The sequence below is a fragment of the Pseudochelatococcus lubricantis genome, from assembly GCF_042432495.1.
In the GTDB taxonomy this organism is placed as follows: domain Bacteria; phylum Pseudomonadota; class Alphaproteobacteria; order Rhizobiales; family Beijerinckiaceae; genus Pseudochelatococcus; species Pseudochelatococcus lubricantis.
In genome coordinates this window covers 209632-229765 of record NZ_JBHLXC010000006.1, presented here as the reverse complement: position 1 = coordinate 229765, position 20134 = coordinate 209632, and the positions used below count along the sequence as shown (strand labels likewise).

At 64.8% G+C, this 20134-nt stretch carries 19 protein-coding genes; 14 read left to right on the top strand and 5 right to left on the bottom strand.

The annotated features are described in order from the left end of the window. Positions 1-25 precede the first annotated feature (25 nt). The 3 genes from ACFFJ7_RS11870 to ACFFJ7_RS11860 all read left to right on the top strand — a co-directional run bounded on the left by ACFFJ7_RS11870 (position 26) and on the right by ACFFJ7_RS11860 (position 2393). Positions 26-973 (top strand): DMT family transporter, encoded by a 948-nt coding sequence (locus ACFFJ7_RS11870; RefSeq protein WP_377592529.1) that lies wholly within the window; start codon positions 26-28, stop codon positions 971-973. A gap of 147 nt (positions 974-1120) precedes the next feature. Further along, positions 1121-1975 carry a prephenate dehydrogenase/arogenate dehydrogenase family protein gene (locus ACFFJ7_RS11865; RefSeq protein ID WP_377592527.1) on the top strand — a complete coding sequence of 285 codons (855 nt, stop codon included), beginning with the start codon at positions 1121-1123 and terminating at the stop codon, positions 1973-1975. A gap of 97 nt (positions 1976-2072) precedes the next feature. After that, positions 2073-2393 carry a 4a-hydroxytetrahydrobiopterin dehydratase gene (locus ACFFJ7_RS11860; RefSeq protein WP_377592525.1) on the top strand — a complete coding sequence of 107 codons (321 nt, stop codon included), beginning with the start codon at positions 2073-2075 and terminating at the stop codon, positions 2391-2393. A 13-nt stretch (positions 2394-2406) separates the two neighbouring features. Here the strand turns inward: ACFFJ7_RS11860 and ACFFJ7_RS11855 are convergent, their stop codons facing one another. Next, positions 2407-4038, bottom strand: coding sequence for an MFS transporter (locus tag ACFFJ7_RS11855; RefSeq protein WP_166951012.1), 1632 nt, complete (start codon positions 4036-4038; stop codon positions 2407-2409). 464 nt (positions 4039-4502) lie between these two features. Between ACFFJ7_RS11855 and ACFFJ7_RS11850 the strand changes: the two genes are divergently transcribed. After that, complete coding sequence (locus ACFFJ7_RS11850; RefSeq protein WP_166951014.1) at positions 4503-5570, top strand: cytochrome-c peroxidase; 1068 nt, start codon at positions 4503-4505, stop codon at positions 5568-5570. A 271-nt stretch (positions 5571-5841) separates the two neighbouring features. After that, positions 5842-6762: a PHP domain-containing protein gene (locus ACFFJ7_RS11845; protein WP_166951016.1), complete on the top strand. Its 921-nt coding sequence runs from the start codon at positions 5842-5844 to the stop codon at positions 6760-6762. A 69-nt stretch (positions 6763-6831) separates the two neighbouring features. Here the strand turns inward: ACFFJ7_RS11845 and ACFFJ7_RS11840 are convergent, their stop codons facing one another. Genes ACFFJ7_RS11840 through ACFFJ7_RS11830 form a run of 3 tightly spaced genes read right to left on the bottom strand, consistent with a single transcriptional unit; the run spans position 6832 to position 9273 of the window. After that, entirely contained in the window at positions 6832-7626 is a 795-nt protein-coding gene (locus tag ACFFJ7_RS11840) for an ABC transporter permease (RefSeq protein WP_377592521.1), read from the bottom strand. A 4-nt stretch (positions 7627-7630) separates the two neighbouring features. After that, on the bottom strand, positions 7631-8449 hold the full coding sequence (locus ACFFJ7_RS11835; RefSeq protein ID WP_166951020.1) for an ABC transporter permease: 819 nt from the start codon (positions 8447-8449) through the stop codon (positions 7631-7633). Then, positions 8449-9273: an ABC transporter ATP-binding protein gene (locus ACFFJ7_RS11830; RefSeq protein WP_166951023.1), complete on the bottom strand. Its 825-nt coding sequence runs from the start codon at positions 9271-9273 to the stop codon at positions 8449-8451. Before ACFFJ7_RS11830 ends, ACFFJ7_RS11835 begins: the two co-directional genes overlap by 1 nt. Positions 9274-9444: 171 nt before the next feature. Here ACFFJ7_RS11830 and ACFFJ7_RS11825 point away from each other — a divergent pair, with 171 nt between their 5' ends. The 3 genes from ACFFJ7_RS11825 to ACFFJ7_RS11815 are packed head-to-tail and all read left to right on the top strand — an operon-like array spanning position 9445 to position 13317. Next, complete coding sequence (locus ACFFJ7_RS11825; protein ID WP_377592518.1) at positions 9445-10845, top strand: LLM class flavin-dependent oxidoreductase; 1401 nt, start codon at positions 9445-9447, stop codon at positions 10843-10845. A gap of 6 nt (positions 10846-10851) precedes the next feature. After that, positions 10852-12207 (top strand): LLM class flavin-dependent oxidoreductase, encoded by a 1356-nt coding sequence (locus ACFFJ7_RS11820; protein ID WP_377592516.1) that lies wholly within the window; start codon positions 10852-10854, stop codon positions 12205-12207. A gap of 42 nt (positions 12208-12249) precedes the next feature. After that, positions 12250-13317, top strand: coding sequence for an ABC transporter substrate-binding protein (locus ACFFJ7_RS11815; RefSeq protein WP_166951031.1), 1068 nt, complete (start codon positions 12250-12252; stop codon positions 13315-13317). 122 nt (positions 13318-13439) lie between these two features. Here ACFFJ7_RS11815 and ACFFJ7_RS11810 read toward each other — a convergent pair whose 3' ends face one another. Next, positions 13440-14078 (bottom strand): TetR/AcrR family transcriptional regulator, encoded by a 639-nt coding sequence (locus ACFFJ7_RS11810; protein WP_166951033.1) that lies wholly within the window; start codon positions 14076-14078, stop codon positions 13440-13442. Positions 14079-14158: 80 nt separating this feature from the next. Here ACFFJ7_RS11810 and ACFFJ7_RS11805 point away from each other — a divergent pair, with 80 nt between their 5' ends. The 6 genes from ACFFJ7_RS11805 to ACFFJ7_RS11780 all read left to right on the top strand — a co-directional run bounded on the left by ACFFJ7_RS11805 (position 14159) and on the right by ACFFJ7_RS11780 (position 20115). Further along, complete coding sequence (locus ACFFJ7_RS11805; RefSeq protein WP_377592513.1) at positions 14159-14764, top strand: NAD(P)H-dependent oxidoreductase; 606 nt, start codon at positions 14159-14161, stop codon at positions 14762-14764. Between the two features lie 191 nt (positions 14765-14955). Further along, positions 14956-15672 carry a GntR family transcriptional regulator gene (locus tag ACFFJ7_RS11800; protein ID WP_377592511.1) on the top strand — a complete coding sequence of 239 codons (717 nt, stop codon included), beginning with the start codon at positions 14956-14958 and terminating at the stop codon, positions 15670-15672. 142 nt (positions 15673-15814) lie between these two features. After that, on the top strand, positions 15815-16474 hold the full coding sequence (locus ACFFJ7_RS11795; protein ID WP_377592509.1) for an LbetaH domain-containing protein: 660 nt from the start codon (positions 15815-15817) through the stop codon (positions 16472-16474). A gap of 66 nt (positions 16475-16540) precedes the next feature. Next, complete coding sequence (locus tag ACFFJ7_RS11790; RefSeq protein ID WP_377592507.1) at positions 16541-18109, top strand: ABC transporter substrate-binding protein; 1569 nt, start codon at positions 16541-16543, stop codon at positions 18107-18109. A gap of 1 nt (position 18110) precedes the next feature. After that, positions 18111-19145, top strand: a complete 1035-nt coding sequence (locus tag ACFFJ7_RS11785; protein ID WP_377592505.1) for an ABC transporter ATP-binding protein — start codon at positions 18111-18113, stop codon at positions 19143-19145. Then, complete coding sequence (locus ACFFJ7_RS11780) at positions 19132-20115, top strand: ABC transporter ATP-binding protein (RefSeq protein ID WP_377592503.1); 984 nt, start codon at positions 19132-19134, stop codon at positions 20113-20115. The genes ACFFJ7_RS11785 and ACFFJ7_RS11780 overlap by 14 nt, the downstream gene beginning before the upstream one ends. The last annotated feature ends 19 nt before the right edge of the window (positions 20116-20134 follow it).

The following is a 20134-nucleotide window of genomic DNA, read 5'->3' as shown; positions in this document are numbered from 1 at the left end:
TATATATCGGGAGGGAGCGGCAGCGATGAACGAGAAGATGCGCGGCACGGTGGAAATGACCGCCGCCATGGTGATTTCGGGGACCATCGGCCTGTTCGTCGTCCTTTCCGGCCAGCCGGTCGCGGATGTGGTGTTCTGGCGCTGTGTTTTTGCCGCCGCGACCTTGCTGGCGATCTGCGCGGGCATGGGGCTGTTCCGGCCGGGCACCATGACCGGCCGCCAGATCGGCCTTGCCGTCCTCGGCGGTATCGCGATCGTGACCAACTGGCTGTTGCTGTTCGCCGCCTTTCCCCGTGCATCAATCTCCATCGCGACGGCCGTCTACAACACGCAGCCCTTCATGCTGGTGACGATGGGGGCGCTGTTCCTTTCCGAGCGGCTGACGCTATCCGGGCTTCTCTGGCTCGCGGTCGCCTTCTGCGGGATGCTGGCGATCGTCTGGGCGAAACCCGGCGCCGGCTATGGCGGAGAGGATTATCTCACCGGCATCCTCTTCTCGCTGGGCGCCGCCTTCTGCTATGCGCTGGCCGCGGTCATCATCAGAAAGCTCCGCGGCATTCCCCCGCATCTGATTGCGCTCATTCAGGTGTCGGTCGGCATCCTGATGCTTGCTCCTTTCGCCAGCTTTTCGCCCCTGCCCGCCGATCCCGCGGCGTGGGCGTTCCTGATCGCGCTCGGCGTGGTCCATACGGGCCTGATGTACATCCTGCTCTACGGGGCGATCCAGAAGTTGCCGACCAACCTCACCGGAGCGCTGTCCTTCATCTATCCGGTCATGGCGATCGTCGTCGATTTCCTCGCTTTCGGCCATCGTCTGCATCCGCTGCAACTGGCCGGCGCCACGGCCATCCTGCTCTCCGCTGCCGGTACCACGCTCGGATGGTCCCTCGACTGGCGCAGCCGCAGAGGCGTGGCGGCCGTTTCGCGCGAATCCCGAAACCGGCGGTTGACATCGCGGGCGAACCGGCGGTAGGAGAACGCATGAACAAAGCCCGCAACAACACCGTCTATTACGTGCCGCACAGGTAGCGGCGGGAAGGCTTGTTCACTTTTCCAACCGCTGTTCAGGCCAGCGGTTGGACGAGACGACCTCTGGCGTGCATCTCCAGGAGGTCGCTTCATGCACCCGTCGCAGTTCGCAGTTCTCCCGGCCCTGGGTTTGATCGGTTTCGGGGCGTTCGGCCGCCTCATGGCCGAGCATCTGCATCCGTATTTCCGCCTGCGCTGCCACGATCCCAGATACAGTCCCGGCGACCGGATGGCGAGCGACATAGGGCGCTTCGTGGGGCTCGCGGAAGCCGCCCGCTGTCCCTTCGTCGTGCTCGCCGTTCCCGTCGCCGCCCTCGCGGAGGCTGTCGAGGGCATCGCCCCGCATCTGTCGCGGGGAACGCTGGTTCTCGACGTGGGATCCGTCAAGACGCTTCCCGCTCGCATCATGGCGAAGGGATTGCCCGATCATGTCGCCATCGTCGGGACGCATCCGCTTTTCGGGCCGCAGAGTGCGAGAAACGGCATTGCCGGCCTCAAGGTTGCCGTGTGTCCCGTTCGCGGCCGCCGCGGTGGCGGCGTATCCGCCTTCCTGCGCAAGCGGCTTGGCCTCGAAGTGATCGTGACCACGCCGGAAGCGCACGACCGCGAGGCAGCGACCGTGCAAGGGCTGACGCACCTGATCGCGAAGGTGCTCGTGCAGATGGAGCCCCTGCCCTCCCGGATGACGACACGCAGCTTCGACCTGCTCATGGAGAGCATCGGCATGGTCCGCCACGATGCACCGGAAGTGTTCGACGCCATCGAGCGGCTGAATCCGTTCGTTCCGGAGGTGCGGGAGAGGTTCTTCAGACTGGCGGCAGCCCTCGACAGCGACATGGCGTACCGTGACATGGCGTACCGTGACATGGCGTACCGTGACATGGCGTCCGGCGAACTGGCGCAAGAGCGGCGCGGATCGCTCGAAACGCCGTCCGTTGCCGGGTGACGAAGCCCTCGACGGCAGATGCTCCCACGGTTCATAATTGGCGCAGCCGGGGCGGAACGTCCGATCCCGGACCTCAGGAACGACGAGAGGACAAGCCATGACAGCTTCCCCCCTGCCTCTGACGCCCGGGCAGGTCGCCGGGTTGGCAGAGACCTTGCCGCTGTGGCGGGTGACCGACGACGGCAAGGCTATCCGGCGTGAACTCAGGTTCCGCGATTTCAGGCAGGCCTTCGACTTCATGTCCGCGATCGCCGCCGCGGCCGACGAGCAGGATCATCATCCCGACTGGTCCAACAGCTACAACCGCGTCGCCATTCGCCTGACGACCCATGACGCAGGTGGCATCAGCGCGCGCGACATCCGTCTGGCGGAAGCCATAGACGCCGCAGCCGCCAGTTTCGGCGCAAAACCCGCGTAGATGCAGCCCGGTCTCAATGGGTATGGAACTGGTCCTTGAGCGGCGTGTCGTCGAAGGCGGGGACCACGTGGTACTCCAGCATGCGATGAACGCGCGGGCGTTCCTCGCCCCGGTGCAACGCCTGCAGGCGCTCGGCGACAGCGGCGTCGGCCTGCGTGCGGCGCATGTTGTGGCGCACGTAGTCCACCCACGTCGGCACGTGATAGCTTTCGGTCCAGACATCGGGATTTTCCAGATCGCGCAGCAGCGCCCATTGCTGCGCGCCGTCGCGCAGGCGGATACGGCGGCGGTCCGCCATGGCGGCCAGAAAATCCGGGACGTTGGAACGGTCGACCTCATAGTCGATCATCACCATGATGGGGCCGCTCTGGGGCTTCACCACAAGGCGCAGTTCGGGCTCGCGGAACTGGTTGAGGGGATTGAGATCGAGCGAGCCGAATTCGGCCAGCCCGAAACGCAGCCCCATCAGCGCGCCGGCGACCAGGACCACCGTGGCATAGAGCAGCGCCTGCGCCGGCCCGTAGAATTCGGCCACGGCACCCCAGACCCAACTACCGATGGCCATGCCGCCGAAGGTCGCCGTCTGATACAACGACAGCGACCTGCCCACGACCCAGCGCGGCGTCGACAGTTGCATGGACGTGTTGAACAGCGACAGCGCCAGCACCCAGCACGCGCCCGCCGGCAGCAGGAACAGGCAGCCAAGCCACACGGATTTGCTCAGCGCCAGCCCGACGACGCTCAGCGCGAACATCACGAAAGCCCAGCGCACGATATGCTCGGTGCTGAACCGCTCCCGCAGGCGCGCGTTCGCCAGCGCGCCGCCGATGGCACCCAGCCCGAAGCAGCCGAGCATCAGGCCATAGGTCAGCGCACCGCCGCCGACGAGATCGCGCACCACCAGCGGCAGCAGCGCCAGCACCACGATGGCCGCGAAGCCGAAGACGAGGCCGCGGGCCATGACACGCAGCAGGTTGGGCGTCATCAGCACATAGCGCATGCCCGCCCCGATGGCGCTGACGAACTCCTCGCGCGGCAGGGTGTCGGGGGTTTCCCGGTGCTTCCAGCGCGCCAGCGCCGCGATCAGCGGCAAATAGCTGCAGGCGTTGATGGCGAAGGCGAAGGCGCCGCCGGCCACGGCAACGATCACGCCGCCGACAGCCGGGCCCACACTGCGCATCAGGTTGAAGCCCATGCTGTTCAGTGCGACGGCGGACGGCAGGTCGGCGCGCGGTACGAGATCGCCCATGGAAGCCTGCCACGAGGGATTGTGCAGCGCCGTGCCGCAACCGATTAGAAAGGTGAAGGTCAGCAGCAGCCACGGTGTCAACAATCCGCTGAACGCACAGACCGCGAGCGCGATCGACACTGCCATCATCGTGGCCTGGGCGATGAGCATGATGCGCCGCCGGTCGAAGCTGTCCGCAAGCGCGCCGCCTACCAGCGAAAACAGCATGATCGGCAGCGTCGTCGACGCCTGCACGAGCGCCACCATGCTGCTGGAGTCGGAGATCATCGTCATGACCCAGCCCGCCCCGACGGCCTGGATGAGCCCGCCGAGATTGGACGCCAGCGTGGCCGTCCACAGATTCCGGAAATCGCCATGCCGAAACGGCGCCAATACCGATAACCTCGTCTGCAGCATGTCGTCCCCGTATTCTTGTTTGCAGCGGCGCTGGCACACCGGATGTCGCCCGGCCGGGCGCGGATGGGACAATGCGCAAACGAAAGGCCGCGCGCAAGATGGAGATACCCGCCCGCGCCATGCACAGGGAGACGGGCTCCCCGTAACTGTCTGACAGCACTTCCGGTTACGGCATCTGTGACGAAACGGCGACGGACAGCAGACGGCCCCCTATAGAATCGTTTTCCGAAAAGGCCGGTGCAGGAAGCCTTATGTTTCTCTATGCCTTTGTTTTCGAACAAGATTTATCAAATAAACAGAGTCCTATCTATTTTGAAACAGCAGTATTGCGTCATTCCGCCGCGGATACCGAGCGACTGGAAGCAATATGTCGCAGGAGGTTAAAGCGGTGTTTTTTGACCTAACGCAATTCCCTGGCAGCAGAATAAATTTATTTTATAATAATTCAATTGGGGAGAGCTATCATGCGCACCCGTATAGTATTTTTGCTGTCTTTCACTTTCCTGACCGGCGTTCCCGCATTTGCTGAGGAGCCCATCGTGGAAGACGAGCTGCGCGCCACGGCGCAGAGCCTGTTCCAGCCCATTCCGACGGCCGAGGAAGTGATTGCGGCGCGCAAGGTCAGCAAGGATCAGATACAGCTCGGCCAGTGGCTGTTCTTCGAGCCGCGTCTGTCGTCGAGCCAGATCATCACGTGCAACACCTGCCATAGCGTGGGCACCGGCGGCGCGGACAACATTCCGACCTCGATCGGCCATGGCTGGCAGGCCGGCCCACGCAATTCGCCCACGGTGCTCAACGCGGTCTTCAACGTCGCCCAGTTCTGGGACGGCCGCGCCGACGACCTGGCCGCCCAGGCCAAGGGGCCGGTGCAGGCCAGCGTGGAGATGAACAACACGCCCGGCAAGGTGGAAACCGCGCTGAAGAGTATCCCGGAATATGGAGAGCTGTTCAGGAAAGCCTTCCCCGGGCAGGATGAGCCGGTAACCTTCGACAACATGGCCCGCGCCCTTGAGGCGTTCGAGGTCACGCTGGTCACGCCCAATTCGCGCTTCGACCGGTTTCTCAAGGGTGAATCATCGCTCGACGCGCAGGAGATGGCTGGCCTCGACCTGTTCATCAACAAGGGCTGTGTCTCCTGCCACGGTGGCCAGAACATTGGCGGGGAAGGCTACTTCCCGTTCGGCGTCGTGGAGAAGCCCGGCGGCAACATCCTGCCCGCCGGCGACAAGGGCCGCTTCGCGGTGACCGAGACGGCGACGGACGAATATGTCTTCCGCGCCGGTCCGCTGCGCAACATCGCGCTCACCGCGCCCTATTTCCACAGCGGCCAGGTGTGGGATCTCGAACAGGCCGTGGCCATCATGGGCGTCAGCCAGCTCGGCGAGGAGTTGAACGACACCGAGGTCAAGGCGATCACCGCCTTCCTGCGCACCCTGACCGGCGAGCAGCCGCAAGTTCTCTATCCGACATTGCCGCCGAGCACGCAGGACACGCCGCGCCCCATCCAACCGGCCAGCCGCCCGGGCTGAGCCGCGCCGCACACAGAGCCGCCGTCAAGAACCCGCCGATGGTTTCGGCGGGTTTTTCGCGATCCGACGCTGCCACGGCGATTCCCGCCGGGGACCGGGCGCGCCAACCGCATGACGGCGCGTGGGGGAGAAGTTTGTGGCGGAGAAGTTTCATGCTTGCTCACGCCCGGCAGAAGCCATTGTCACAGACTTCCGGCCTCTGGCAGCTATGCTGCCGGTGAGAAACCCGACGGCGATGACGGATTCTCACCGAGCCGCAAAGGAACGCGCGATGACCACTCTTCCCTTGTTCACAGCGCCCGGCCGCTTTCTGCGGGGCAATCTGCATACGCACACGACACGCTCCGACGGCAAACTGCCGACCGAGCAGGTGATTGGCCTCTATCGTGACGCGGGCTACGACTTTCTCGCGATCACGGATCACTTTCTGGCCCGATACGACTGGCCGCTCGTCGATACGCGCAGCTTTCGGGACCAGCGGTTCACGACCCTGCTGGGCGCGGAACTCCATGCGCCGCGAACGGAAATGAGCGACCTGTGGCACATCGTGGCGGTCGGCCTGCCGCCCGATTTCGCACCCCCGACGCCGGAGGAAACGGGTCCCGCGCTGGCGCGGCGGGCGCGGGAGGCCGGCGCCTTCGTGGGCATGCCGCACCCGGCCTGGTACAGCCTCTCGCTCGCCGACGCCGAAACGCTCGACGCCGCTCACGCCGTCGAAATCTACAACCATGGCTGCCAGCAGATGCACGACAAAGGCGATGGCGCCTATCTGCTGGACGGCATGCTCGACAAGGGGCACCGCCTGCTCGCCTATGCCTGTGACGACGCGCATTTCCGCTCGCCCGATTTCGGTGGCGCGTGGATCGAGCTGAAGGCGGGCGCGAACGAGCCGGACGACATTCTGGAAGCGCTGAAAGCCGGCCAGTTCTACTCGACCCAGGGTCCCCGCATCGAGGCCATCGCCGTAACCGGCGATTCGATCGAGGTTTCCTGCTCGCCTGTCAAAGGGGTTCTCGCGGTCGGCTGCGGCTTCAAGATGAGCTACAAGTTCGCGGACTCCATGACGCGGGCGGTCCTGCCCCTCGAACCGCTGACTGCCAGTCCTTGGTTCCGGATCGTGATCACCGGTGAGGACGGCAGGCGGGCATGGTCGAACCCCGTCTGGATGGCCTCCCTCGCCACACCCGTCTGAACCTCGCCCGCGCGACGGGCCCCGCGCCCGTCGTCTGGGGCGGTTCCATGCCGTCATCGGCAACCGGCATCATCCGTCTCTCCAGCGTAGAAGACGGGCTTCCACGGTTTCGGCGATCTTGTTCAGGCTGTACCCGATAAGGCCGAGCAGGAGCACGCCCAGCATGACGACGTCCATCTCAAAGTGCTCGCGCCCCGAGATGATCAGTCCGCCAAGTCCGGGCCCCACCGCCATGAAGTATTCAGCGCCGACTGTCGCCAGCCATGAATAGATCAGGGCGAGGTGAATGCCCGTCATGATCGAGGGAAGTGCCGACGGCAGGCGGGCGCGCAGGAATATCTGCCGCCGGGTGAAGCAGAGGGAGCGCCCCACCTCGATGATTTGAGGCGAGATGGACTGCATGCCCTCGATCGTGTTCAGCGCCACCGGCAGAAAGGCTGCGAGCGTGACGAAGGCGATCTTCGCGCTCTCCGCGAAGCCGAACCACACGGAGATGATCGGGATCCAGGCAAGCACCGCGATCTGCTTGAGGCCGTGGAAGGTGGGGCCGATAAAGCGGTCGGCGATCTTCGAAATGCCGAGAAGCGTGCCGAAGGCGACGCCGGCGATGCTGCCCATGACGAAGCCGGCGATATCGCGGCCCAGACTGGCGGCGATATGCACGAGCAGATCGCCCTCCGTCAATTCCTTCCAGCCCGCGGCGACGATATCCTGCAAGGGGGGAAGGAAGCGGCGGTCGATCAGGCCGAGCTCGCTCGATACCTGCCAGAGAATCAGCAGCAGGATCGGCAATCGCCATCCGCGCGGGATGTTGAGCGATTTGCGGCCGGCGTGACGATCGGGGACGTTGAGTGTGTCGGTCATCGGTTCAGTCGGTCAGTTTCCAGCGCTGCAGCCGGACTTCGATGCGGGCCAGGATATGGTCCATGACGAAACCGACAAGGCCAATGAGGATCATCGAAAAGATCATGGTGTCGAGCCAGAACATCTGGCGCGCCCAGTTGAGCTGATAACCGAGCCCTTCCGACGAGGCGAGCAGCTCGACGGCGACGAGAGCGGTCCACGCCTTGGTCAGGCCATAGCGGATGCCGGTGAACACCGGCGGAACCGTGGCGGGGAGAATGACGAGGCGCAGGCGCTGGAGCTTGTTGAAGCGGAAAATTCTGGCGACCTCAAGGTATCCAGGCGGTATGGAGCGCAACGCCGCGGACGAGTTCATCACGATGGGTATGAACGCCGCCTTGGCGATGATGACGATCTTGAGTGCCTCGCCGAGGCCGAGAAAGAGCATCAGCAGCGGGATCCATCCGATGGTGGGAACCTGCGAAATCGCCGTGAAAAGTGGCCGGACGTGATCGTCGAGCCAGTGCCAGAAACCCATGGCGAACCCGAGGACGAGGCCAGCCACGGCGCCGGCGATGAAGCCGGCCGTGACGCGGCCGGCACTGAAGCTGATCTGCTTCAGAAGATCTCCGCCGACGATGGCATCGACCGCCGCGTCCCAGACGTAAGCCGGATACGGCAGGATCTGTTCGGGCATCAGCTCGTAGGTCGAGGCCAGATGCCACAGCAGGACCAGAACTGCCGGGAACGCGAGCGGTATCGCAAACGCTGTCACGACACGCTGCACGCGCTCCAGCCACGGAACCGAGGGCGTGGATATCGGCGAAGATACAATATCGGTCATCAGGCGGGCACCTTGATGTCGCGGGCTTTTCCCGTCACCGGCCTGGGGCCGCGAATGACATCCAGCTCGTCGAGTATCTGGTTGCGGAAGTAGATAAGATCGGGAGAACGCCTGTCGCGCGGATATGCCAGCGGAATGTCGATAACTCTGGCGATGCGCCCCGGCCGCGGCGACATGACAACGACGCGGTTGCCGAGCAGGACGGCCTCGTCGACATCGTGCGTGACCAGCAGCGCGGTGAGGTGTTCGTGCTCCCAGATGTGTTGCAGCTCGTCCTGCAGGTGGGCACGGGTGAAGGCGTCAAGGGCACCGAAGGGCTCGTCGAGGAGCAGAAGCCCGGGACGGTTGACGATCCCCCGGGCGATGGCGACCCGTTGCGCCATGCCGCCGGAAAGCTGCCGGGGATAGGCTTTGGCGAAGTCGGTCAGCGAGACGAGTTCAAGATGTTCCCGCACGAGCCGCTCTCTGGTCCTGGCATCGGCAGATGCGTTCTCAAGGCCGAGGGCGACATTCTGCTCGACGGTGAGCCACGGAAAGAGCCTGGCCTCCTGAAAGACGAGACCGCGATTCAGGCTGGGTTCCTCCACAGGCTTGCCATCGTGGATGACGGTCCCCTCCCCGGTTTCAAGTCCGGCAACGATGCGTAGCAGGGTCGACTTGCCGCAGCCGCTGGCGCCGACGATCGTGACGAAGCTGCCCTGTTCGACATCGAGGTTGATGTCGAGAAGCGCCTGCAGGCGTCTGTCGTTGACCCGGAAGACTTTGTTGAGATGCCTGATCGACAGGTATCCGGGCCGGGCGGAGGGATCTGGCGAGCCTGGCATGACAATCTCCCCTGTCGGTGTGCTGGGACCCTGGTGTCACCGATTGATTTCATCACGGATGGTAGGCTTGATATTTCATAATGTCTATAGATAATATCGTGATTTCCGGGATGGCGGCGGTTCGGGAACCGTCTGGTCGAGGTAACGAGGTAACCCGGATGGAGTTCGATCATGACTGATGGAAATGGAACGGGCCTTCGAGCGGGCCGACAATTGAGTCTCGGGGCGTTTCTGCTGGAGTCGGGGCACCACATCGCTGCCTGGCGCGATCCCGCGTCGCCGCGGGCCGCCGGCCTCGATTTCGGGCACTACGTGCGCGCGGCCAAAGCGGCGGAAGCAGCGAAGTTCGATCTGGTTTTTCTGGCGGATTCCGCATCCATCCGGGGTTTTGACAGCCCGTCGTTTCCCTTCGAGGAACGCGGCGTCCGGCTTGAGCCGTTGACGCTCCTGTCGGCGCTGGCGGCGGTGACGGAAAGGATCGGTCTGGTCGGCACCGCGTCGACGACATATAACGATCCATTCAACATCGCGCGCCGGTTCGCCTCTCTCGATCTCCTGAGCGGCGGGCGGGCGGGATGGAACCTTGTCACGTCCTCGAACGAGTCCGACCCGGGCAACTTCGGGCAGCACGGACCGGTTCCGCATGCGGAGAGGTACCGCCGGGCGGCGGAGTTCGCCGAGGTCGTCGACGGACTGTGGGGCAGCCTCGATGCATCGGCCCTGCGCTACGACAAGGCTTCCGGCGTTCTTTTCGACAAGGAGGGCCTCCACCCGCTGCACCATGAGGGGCATTATTTCAACGTGCGCGGGCCGCTCAACGTGCCGCCCTCGCCGCAGGGGCGGCCGGTGCTGGTGCAGGCGGGCTCCTCCGACGACGGGCGCGAGACGGCGGCCCGTACCGCCGAAGCCGTGTTTGTCGCCTACCAGAGCTTTTCCGAGGCGCGGGACTATTATGGCGACGTGAAGGGCAGGCTCGGAAAGTATGGCCGCCATCCCGATGAACTGAAAATCCTGCCCGGCGTCTTTCCTGTCGTCGGACGCACCGAGGCGGAGGCCCGGGAAAAATTCGAATCCCTGCAGAATCTGGTCGATCCGGTGGTCGGCCTGGGGCTTCTGAAGACCGTTGCGGGCGGGATCGATCTGTCGGCCTATCCGCTGGACGGGCCGCTGCCGGAGGTTCCCGAAACCAACTCCGGCAAGAGCCGCCAGAAGCTGCTGCTCGAACTCGCGCGCCGCGAGAATTATTCCATCCGGCAGCTTTATCTGCATATCGCCGGCGCGCGCGGGCATTGGCAACTGGTCGGCACCGCTGCCGAAATCGCCGATCAGCTTGAGTATTACTTCCGCAACGAGGCGGCGGACGGCTTCAATGTCATGGCACCGCAACTGGAGTGGGGCCTCGACGACTTCATCGAACTGGTGATCCCCGAGCTGCGCAGGCGCGGACTGTTCCGGACCGAATACGGCGGCCGGACGTTACGGGACCATCTCGGCCTTGCCCGCCCGTCGGGGCGGCGGCGGTTCGCGCCGATCGCGGCAGGATCGTCCTATTCCGAAGCGGCAGCGGAGTAACAGAACATGACGAACAGAGACGGCAAAAAGATTTCGCTCGGCGCGTTCCTCCATCCTTCGGGCCATCATGTGGCCGCGTGGCGGCATCCGGATGCGCAGCCGGACGCGGGCGTCAATCTGGCGAATTACACGCGGCTGGCGAGGCTTGCCGAATCCGCAAGCTTCGATCTGATCTTCTTCGCCGATCAGGCGGCGCTTCCGTCGGAGAACTACGACTATATCAGCCGCACAACGCGAGCCACGCTTCTTGAGCCACTGACGCTGCTGTCGGCGCTGGCGGCGGTAACGGAGCGAATCGGGCTTGTGGCGACGGTGTCGACGAGCTTCAACGAGCCATACAATCTGGCGCGCTATTTCGCATCGCTCGATCATATCAGCGGCGGCCGTGCGGGCTGGAATCTCGTCACCTCCGGCACGCGGCTCGAAGGTGAGAACTTCAGCAATCCGCCGGGCTACAGCCAGCATGACGAGCGTTATGCACGGGCACGCGAATACGCGGAAGTCGTGCAGAAGCTGTGGGACAGCTGGGAAGTCGACGCCATTCTCGGCGACAAGGCAAGTGGCCGGTTCGTCGATCGCAGCAAGGTTCACCGCATCGACCACAGCGGGCAATACTACAGCGTCGACGGGCCGCTGTCGGTGGCGCGGTCGCCTCAGGGCCGTCCCGTGTTGATTCAGGCCGGCTCCTCCGCGTCGGGCCGGGAGCTTGCCGCGCTGACGGCCGAAGCCGTGTTCACCGCCCAGCGGACGTTGGCCGAGGCGCAGGAATTCTACGGCGATGTGAAGGAAAAGGCGCGCTCCTACGGGCGTGACGAGGACGACATCAAGATTCTCCCCGGCATATTTCCCGTGATCGGCCGCACTGAATCCGAAGCGCGGGAGAAGTTCCAGGTTCTGCAGGATCTGGTTCATCCGGTCGTCGGACTGAACTACATCCAGTCGCATCTGGGCGGGATCGACCTGTCCGGCTATCCGCTCGACGGCCCGTTGCCGGACATCGCGCCCGAGACGGAGGCGAACCGCAGCCGGCGGGTGCTGCTGCTCGATCTGGCGAGAAAGCGCAACCTGACGATCCGCGAGCTTTATCTGGAGATAGCCGGCGCGCGCGGACATTGGCAGCTGGTCGGCACGCCGAACGAAATCGCGGATGCGCTGGAGAGCTACTTCCACGAGCGCGGAGCCGACGGCTTCAACATCATGCCGCCATCACCTCACGGTCTCGACGATTTCATCGAACTGGTCGTGCCCGAGTTGCGGCGCCGCGGCCTGTTCCGGGATGCCTACGAGGGCCGGACCCTGCGGGACCATCTCGGCCTGAAAACGCCGCCGAACCGCATCGCGGCGGCAGCGACAGCCGCCTGAACCGACGTTGATGGCGTTTTCATGAGCGAAAGGAAAATGACAATGGATCGCAGGCAGTTTCTCGGAGGCGTGGCAGGGGCGACGCTGGTGGCGGTGACGGGCGCGGTGCACGCGCAGAACCCGCTGGTGGTCAGGATCGGATTCGCGAGCATCGGTGTCGATAACCGGCCGTTCTCCCAGGGCAGCTCGCTGTCGGTCTCGCATTCGCTGGGCCTCGCGGAGAAGGAATTCAGCGATACGCCGAACGTCAAGATCGAGTGGTACTTCTTCCGGGGCGCAGGCCCGGCGGTGAACGAGGCCGTGGTCAACCGGCAGCTCGACCTGTACACGCAGGGAGACCTGCCCTCCATCGTGGGCCGCGCAAACGGGATCAAGAGCAAGATCCTGCTGGTCAGCAGCACGCGCACGCCGGTTTATCTGGCCGTGCCCACAGGATCGGACATCACGAAGATCGAGCAGTTACGCGGCAAGCGGGTAGCCGTGTTTCTGGGAACGAACGGGCATCTGTCCGTCGCCGAAGTGTTTGCCGCACATGGCCTGAAGTGGAGCGACGTGAATATCGTCAATCTGGATAACGCATCGACGAATGCAGCATTGGCGACCAAGGATATCGATGGGGCATTCGGCAGCGTGACATTCCTGCAGCTTGAAGATCAGGGGCTCGTGAAGGTTGTTTACAACAGCAACGACGATACGCCCTCGGCTGCCCGCATAGGGTCGATTTTCGTCACCAGCGAATTCGAGCAGGCACAGCCGGAAATCGTTGCCCGCCTGGTGAAGGCGTTCACCCGTGGTGCGCATTTCGCCTCCCTGGAGGAGAACCGGCAGGCCATCCTCGACGAATGGGAAAAGTCGGGGACGGCACGTTCGATTCTCGAACGGGACATTCAGGGCGTCAGCCTGAAAGCGCGCCACTCGCCGTTGCTCGATCCGTTCACACGCGCGCTTTATGCAAGGAAGGCGGAGAAGTCGAAGGAGTTCGGGCTTATCCGCCGGGCGGTCGAAACCGAAAGCTGGTTCGAGCCGAAATACCTGGAAGCCGCGATCAAGGAACTGGGGCTTGAAGGAGTCTGGACACCCTTCGATCCGGACGGAAAGCCGCTCGGCTGAACCCCTGCCGACAGGTTTCCCACCGGGGGCCGCAGGATGAGGGCCATCGGTCACAGGTTTCGGCGACGGGGAGGAGCAGCTTCGTGTCAGTCATGAAAGCCTGCCGTCATGCGGGCAGGCGTTCACGGCAGGCGAGGTGTCTGCCCGGCGTTCCGGTTGACCATGGCAACGATGATTTCGAAAAGCTCCTCCTGCGCCTGCTGCGGCGTGATCTCGCCGGTCGCCGCAGCTTCGGACAAGGCGTCGGCCGCCCCGAGCATCGCCCAGAATCTCGCCGGCGCGATGTCCTGTCGCCCGGCGAACGGCGCAAGCACGCCTCGGCACTTCCGGATGAAGGCCAACCGGTATTCCCGCTTGATCCGCTCCAGCTCCGGGGCGCCCGCCAGCGCGGCGAGTACGCCGGATATCTCGCGGCCCTGCGTGAGCACGCAGTTCACGTAGGAAGAGGCGATGACCGCGGCCTTGCCTTCCAGGGTCGGTACGCTCCTCTCAAGCGCCGCGTCGATGACGGCCGTCTGGCGTACGTCGAAATCCTCATAGAGCGCCGCCAGCAAGCCATTGCGCGTGCCGAAGTGGTCGTACACGACGGGCTTGGTGACGCCCGCCTGCTCGGCGAGCCGCCCCAGCGTCAAGGCGTCCGTGCCCTCGTCCCGGACCAGACGCCAGGAGACATCCAGCAGCTGTCGCAGCCGTTCTTCCCGCGGCAGGCGACGACGGGATGGCGAAGGGAGTTCCGGCATTTTCCGCGGTGCGCTTGACATATCTATATACCAAAGGTAGGTTACCGAAAGTATATAAGACTCACCCGCCAAACGCAACCAGCCAGCCGGAGCCTCTGCATATGCACGCGCTCATCGTTGTCTCGCATCCTGATCCCAACTCCCTGACGCACGCCGTTGCCGCGCGGATAGCAGAGGGCGTCGTCTCCTCCGGCACCTCGCATTCCTGCGAAATCGCGGACCTAACCGCCGAAAAATTCGACCCGCGCTTCATCCGCGCCGATATCGCCCTTCATCTCCGGGAAGCGCCGCCACCGCCAGACGTCGCCGCCGAACAGGCGAGAATCGAGCGCGCGGATGCGCTCGTGCTGGTCTATCCCGTCTATTGGTGGTCGATGCCCGGACTGCTCAAGGGCTGGATCGACCGGGTATTCACCAACGGCTGGGCCTATGACGATGGCCCCGGCGGACTGGTGAAAAAGCTGCATCGCCTGCAGGTTCATCTGGTCGCTCTTGGCGGCGCCAACCAGCACACCTATGTGCGGCACGGTTATTTCGATGCCATGAAGGCGCAGATAGAACACGGCATTTTCGGCTACTGCGGCGCACCCGTCGCGAGGTCGGAGTTCCTGCTTCCGTCGGACTCCGGTTTTCCGGAGTCCTCTCTCGATACCGCGCACACGATCGGACGTGCCATCTTCGGCGTCGAACCGGAAAGCCGGACATAGCGCGCAGATGGCCACTAGAATCTGTCCTGTGTACGTTGAAACAGGACAGATTCTGGTTTCCTTATGTTGAGCGAATTCTGATCGCTCAGATGATTCCATCTGATCGGAACGCGCTCCAACAACCTCTAAGGTGTTGACAGGCAAGTACCTGCTCTCCAAAACACCCTGGTCTGCTTACCGATGGAGACGGGATGAAACCCCAGTGGCAAAAAGTCTATGACGCGCTCGCCAGCGACATCGGGGCCGGCATCTACAGCCCGGGGGAGCGTCTGCCGTCGGAGCACGATCTTTCGGCTTCTCTCGGCGTCAGCCGCAACACCGTCCGCCGGGCGTTCCTCTCCCTTTCGCAGGACGGCTTTATCCGCATCGTCAACGGACGCGGCAGCTATGTCACGCCGCACGGTGTCACCTACGAGATCGACGCGACCTCCCGCTTCAGGCAAACGCTTGAATCGCTGGGCATCAAGCGGGATCAGACCGTCATCGAGAACACCGTCGTGGCGGCAGATGGGGACGTCGCGGCGGCGCTCGGTCTGTCGCCGGGCGATGATGCCGTCCGGCACGTTTCCGTCATATGGGGTGACGGCACGCCTTTCCTGCTGTCGCGGCGCTACTTCCCGGCCAGCCTCGTTCCGCATCTCGCGGAAGAGATAGCCCGCGAACATTCCTTCACGCGCGTCCTGCAACTGCACAATCTCGGCGACCTCCACCGCGACACCACCACCGTGTCGACGCGCCTGCCCGATCAGGAGGAGGCAAGGCTGCTGTCCTGCCCCCTCAACGCACCCGTACTGGAAGTGTTGGCGCTGGGGCGCCTAGCGGACGGGCGCATCGCGGAATGGCAGAACGCGCTCATGCCGGGATCGCTCGTCCGGCTCACCTTCAAAAGCGCGTCGCAAGCGCTCTGATGGCCGCTGCTCGGACAAAGCTGTAGGTACAGCCGTCATTCTCTCTACATAATATTCGTCTACCACGAGGCACGCCGCGATTGCGGCCCTGCGGAGACAAGGCATCGGTATCGGATCGCTCCGCGCAACTCCCGGATTTGCCATGCGTGAGGATTCTATGGAGAACGGCAGCGATGCTCCTACGGCCGTCAAGGAACTGGGCGAGACGCCGCTGATTCACCCGGGCGCCTCCATCACGCGCTCCACCCTCGGCCGCTATGTGGAGATTGGCGAGGGCAGCGTGCTGAACGAGGTCGATTTCGGCGACTACAGCTACACCGCCGCCTGGGCCGATATCGCCTATACGACGGTGGGCAAGTTCTGCTCCATCGCCGCGATGACGCGCATCAACCCCGGCAACCACGCCACGTGGCGTGCCAGCCAGCATCATTTCACCTATCGCTCGCGCATGTATGGCCTGGGCGACAGCGACGACGCTGCGTTCTTCGACTGGCGGCGCGACCACCATGTCACGCTCGGGCACGACGTGTGGCTGGGACATGGCGCCATCGTGCTTCCCGGCAATGATGTCGGCATCGGTGCCGTCATCGCGGCCGGGGCCGTGGTGAGCAAGCCGGTCGACCCCTATACCATCGTCGCCGGCGTACCCGCCCGCCCAATCAAGCGGCGTTTTCCGCCAACGGTTGCCGAGCGCCTGATGGCGCTTGCCTGGTGGGACTGGCCGCACGAGCGGCTGAAATCGGCGCTGCAGGATTTCCGCGACCTTCCCATCGAAGCCTTCATCGAGAAATACGGCGCGTGACGGGCGGCGCAACGCCCCGTCCCGCGCTTGCAACCCATTGGCCAGTCTTCCCATAGGGAAACGATCATGACCTTCATCAACCGACGTCAAGCACTGCAGGGGCTTGCGCTCACCGGCGCCGCCGCTGCCCTTCCCTTCCCGCGCGCGCTGGCGCAGGGACAGGATCCCCGGCCGGAGCTTCGCATTGCGGTGCAGGGCCTTGCCCCGACCCTGGAGCCGGTCAACGCCATCAGCAATGTCGGCAACCGCGTCACGAACGCCCTGTTCGACACGCTGATCCGCCGCGACTTCTTCAGCAACGACAGTGGTTCGGGCACGGAACTGGTGCCCGCCATCGCCAAAAGCTGGAAGCGTGAGGACGAGCGTACGGTCGTCGTCTCCATCGCAGACAACGTCAGGTTCCACAACGGCGACGCCGTGAGCGCGGCGGATGTCGCCTACAGCCTGTCGGCGGAACGGCTGTGGGGCGACAAGCCCCTCGTGCCGCGCGGCCCGCTGTTCTCCGCCGCCTTCGAGAGCGTGGAGGCCATCGACGGCCGAACCGTCCGCTTCCGCACGAAGGCGCCGGATTTCTCGCTGGAGAAGCGGCTCGCCTCGTGGATCGCGTGGGTCGTGCCGGAGAAGCTCTATCGCGCGCTCGGGCCGGAACAGTTCGGTCTCAAGCCGGTCGGCACCGGGCCGTATAAGCTGGTCGAGTTCCACCCGGGCGACCGCGTGGTGCTGGAGGCGTTCGACGACTATTATCTCGGCAAGCCCACGGCCCGGCGCATCACCTTCCAGGTGGTGCCGGAGGTTGCGACCCGCGCGGCCGGGCTCATCAGCGGCGAGTACGACATCGCCTGCGCACTGACCCCTGACAACCTCGTCCAGCTCGAAGGCCAACCTGATGTCGAGGCGCGCTCGTCAGTGATCGAGAACGTGCATCTGCTCGTCTATCAGGGCGATGCGAGGTGGCTGTCGGACAAGCGCATCCGTCAGGCCCTCAATCTCGCCATCGACCGCAAGCTGATCGTCGATGCCCTCTGGGCCGGCAAGGCCGTCATTCCCAACGGTTTCCAGATTCCGGCCTATGGCGCGGATTTCGATCCCGGGCGCCCGCCCTTCCGGTACGATCCGGAAAAGGCTCGCGCGCTCGTCAAGGAAGCGGGATACGACGGGGAGCCGATCAGCTACCGCACCCTCAACGACTACTACGTCAACTCGGTCGCTGCCGCGCAGATGATGCAGGAGATGTGGAAGGCGATCGGCCTCAACGTCCGGCTCGACATCCTCGAAAACTGGGGACAGGTGCTGGCCCCCGGCATGCAGATCCGCAACTGGTCGAACGGCTTCCAGTTCCCGGATGCCTCCATCCCGCTCACCAGCGACTGGGGGCCGAACGGCTCGCCGCAGCAGACCCATGGCTGGAAGGCGTCGGCGGAGTACAATGCGCTTGCCGCGAAGGTCCGCAGCCTTGCGCCGGGCGATGAACGCCACAAGCTGTTCCAGCAACTGGCCGACCTGTGGGAAGAGGAAGCGCCGGGCGCCGTTCTCTACCGGCCCGTGGAGATCTACGGCGTGCGCAAGACCATCGGCTGGAGGCCGGTTTCGTTCGAGTTCATGGACCTGCGTCCCTACAACCTGCGTTTTGCGTGAGATGAGAGACGGGTCGCGGGTGCCGCCGGCCGACCTGTCGGCGGTGGAAAATGGCCGGCTCGCGGTGCGCGATCTCACGATCGCCGCCCACGACAGCGGCGGCATCCTCGTCTCGGGAGTGGCATTTTCTGTCGTCCCGGGCGAGACGGTTGCGCTGGTGGGCGAGAGCGGCTCCGGCAAGAGCCTCACCATCCTGGCCATGCTGGGGCTGCTGCCGGGAGGCGTGGTACAAACCGCCGGCGACGTGCGGCTCGGTGGCAGCGACATCACCGGCTTCGCGGGCGACAGTATCCGTCTGCGCGGCCGCGTGATCGCCGCGATCTTTCAGGACCCGCAGGCATCGCTCGACCCGCGCTGGACCGTGGGGCGATACCTGCGGGACCAGCTGTTCCGCCATCGCCGCCTGAGGGGCGCCGCGGCGGACCGGGAGGCTGCCGCCCTGCTCGACGGGGTTGGCTTGCCGCAGCCGGAACGGCTGATGAAGAGCTATCCGCACGAACTTTCCGGCGGCATGGCACAGCGTGTAATGATCGCTGGTGCGCTGGCAGCCCGCCCGCGTTTCCTGCTCGCGGACGAACCGACCACCGCCCTCGACGTGACGACGCAGGCGCAGATTCTCGACCTCCTCGCCGATCTTCAGAAGCGGGAGGGACTGGGCGTGCTGCTGGTGACGCATGACCTGGGCGTCGTGGCCGAGATCGCGCATCGCGTCGTCGTGCTCTACGGCGGGCGGATCATGGAGACGGGCGACGCCGCCCGCGTGCTCGGCCATCCCCGTCACCCCTATACGGCCGCCCTGCTCGCGGCCATGCCGGATATCGCGGACGACATGCCGCCGGTAGCCATTCCGGGCCACCCCGGGGAAAGACCCGCCAGCGGTTGCCCGTTTCATCCCCGCTGCGGTCTTGCGACCTCTGTCTGCGAGACGGCGCCGCCATCGCTGCGCGAAATCGGCCCGGAACAGGGCGTCGCCTGCTACCATCCGCTGCCTTCCGCCGCCGTGACGCAGGGGTTGATCCGCTATGCCGTTGGTTGAGGCCCAGGGAGTGGCGAAGCATTTTCGCGTCGGCGGAAGCGCGTTCGCCACGATCTCCCGCGCGACCGTCAAGGCGGTGGCGGGAGCCGATCTTGCCGTCGACCGGGGTGAAACGCTGGCCGTCGTCGGTGAGAGCGGCTGCGGCAAGAGCACTCTCGGCCGCCTGCTGCTCGGCCTGATGCCGCCCTCGTCCGGCAGGGTCATGTTCGACGGGCACGATCTCGCGGGGCTGGGCAGTCCCGCACTGCGCCGCCTGCGCGCACGCATGCAGCTCGTCTTCCAGAACCCGCTGCAGGCGCTCGATCCGCGCATGAGCGTCGGCGAGCAGATCGTCGAGCCGACCGTGATCCATCCGGCGGCGGGCAATCGCCTGCCGGTGGCTGACCTGCTGGCGCAGGTGGGCCTCGACCCCGCCCTTGCCGGTCGCTTTCCGCATCAGCTATCCGGCGGGCAGCGCCAGCGTGTGGTGATCGCGCGGGCCATGGCGACGCAGCCGGACTTCATCGTCTTCGACGAACCGGTATCCGCGCTCGATGTTTCCGTCCAGGCCCAGATCATCCGCCTGATCCGTGACCTGCAGACGGCGCGCGGCTTCGCCTCGGTGTTCATCTCGCACGATCTGCGCGTGGTGCGTCACGTCGCCGACCGCGTCGCCGTCATGTATCTCGGCCGCATCGTCGAGGAAGGGCCGGTACGCGCAGTCTTCGCCGAACCGCTCCATCCGTACACGCAGGCGTTGATTGCCGCCGTGCCGCGTCTGGCGCCGGGCATGCGGCGTGTCCGCGCCGTCCTGAAGGGCGAGCCGCCCAATCCGGCCGCGATCCCGTCCGGCTGTCCGTTCCATCCCCGCTGCCCGGTCGCGGAGCGCGACTGCCGGACACACGCACCTGCGCGTGTCGCCGCCGGCCCCGCGCGAAGCGTCGCCTGCATCCGCGTCGCCAGCGGGTCGACGTTCCTCCCGGCTGCCTGAGGAGCCATATCCATGGACA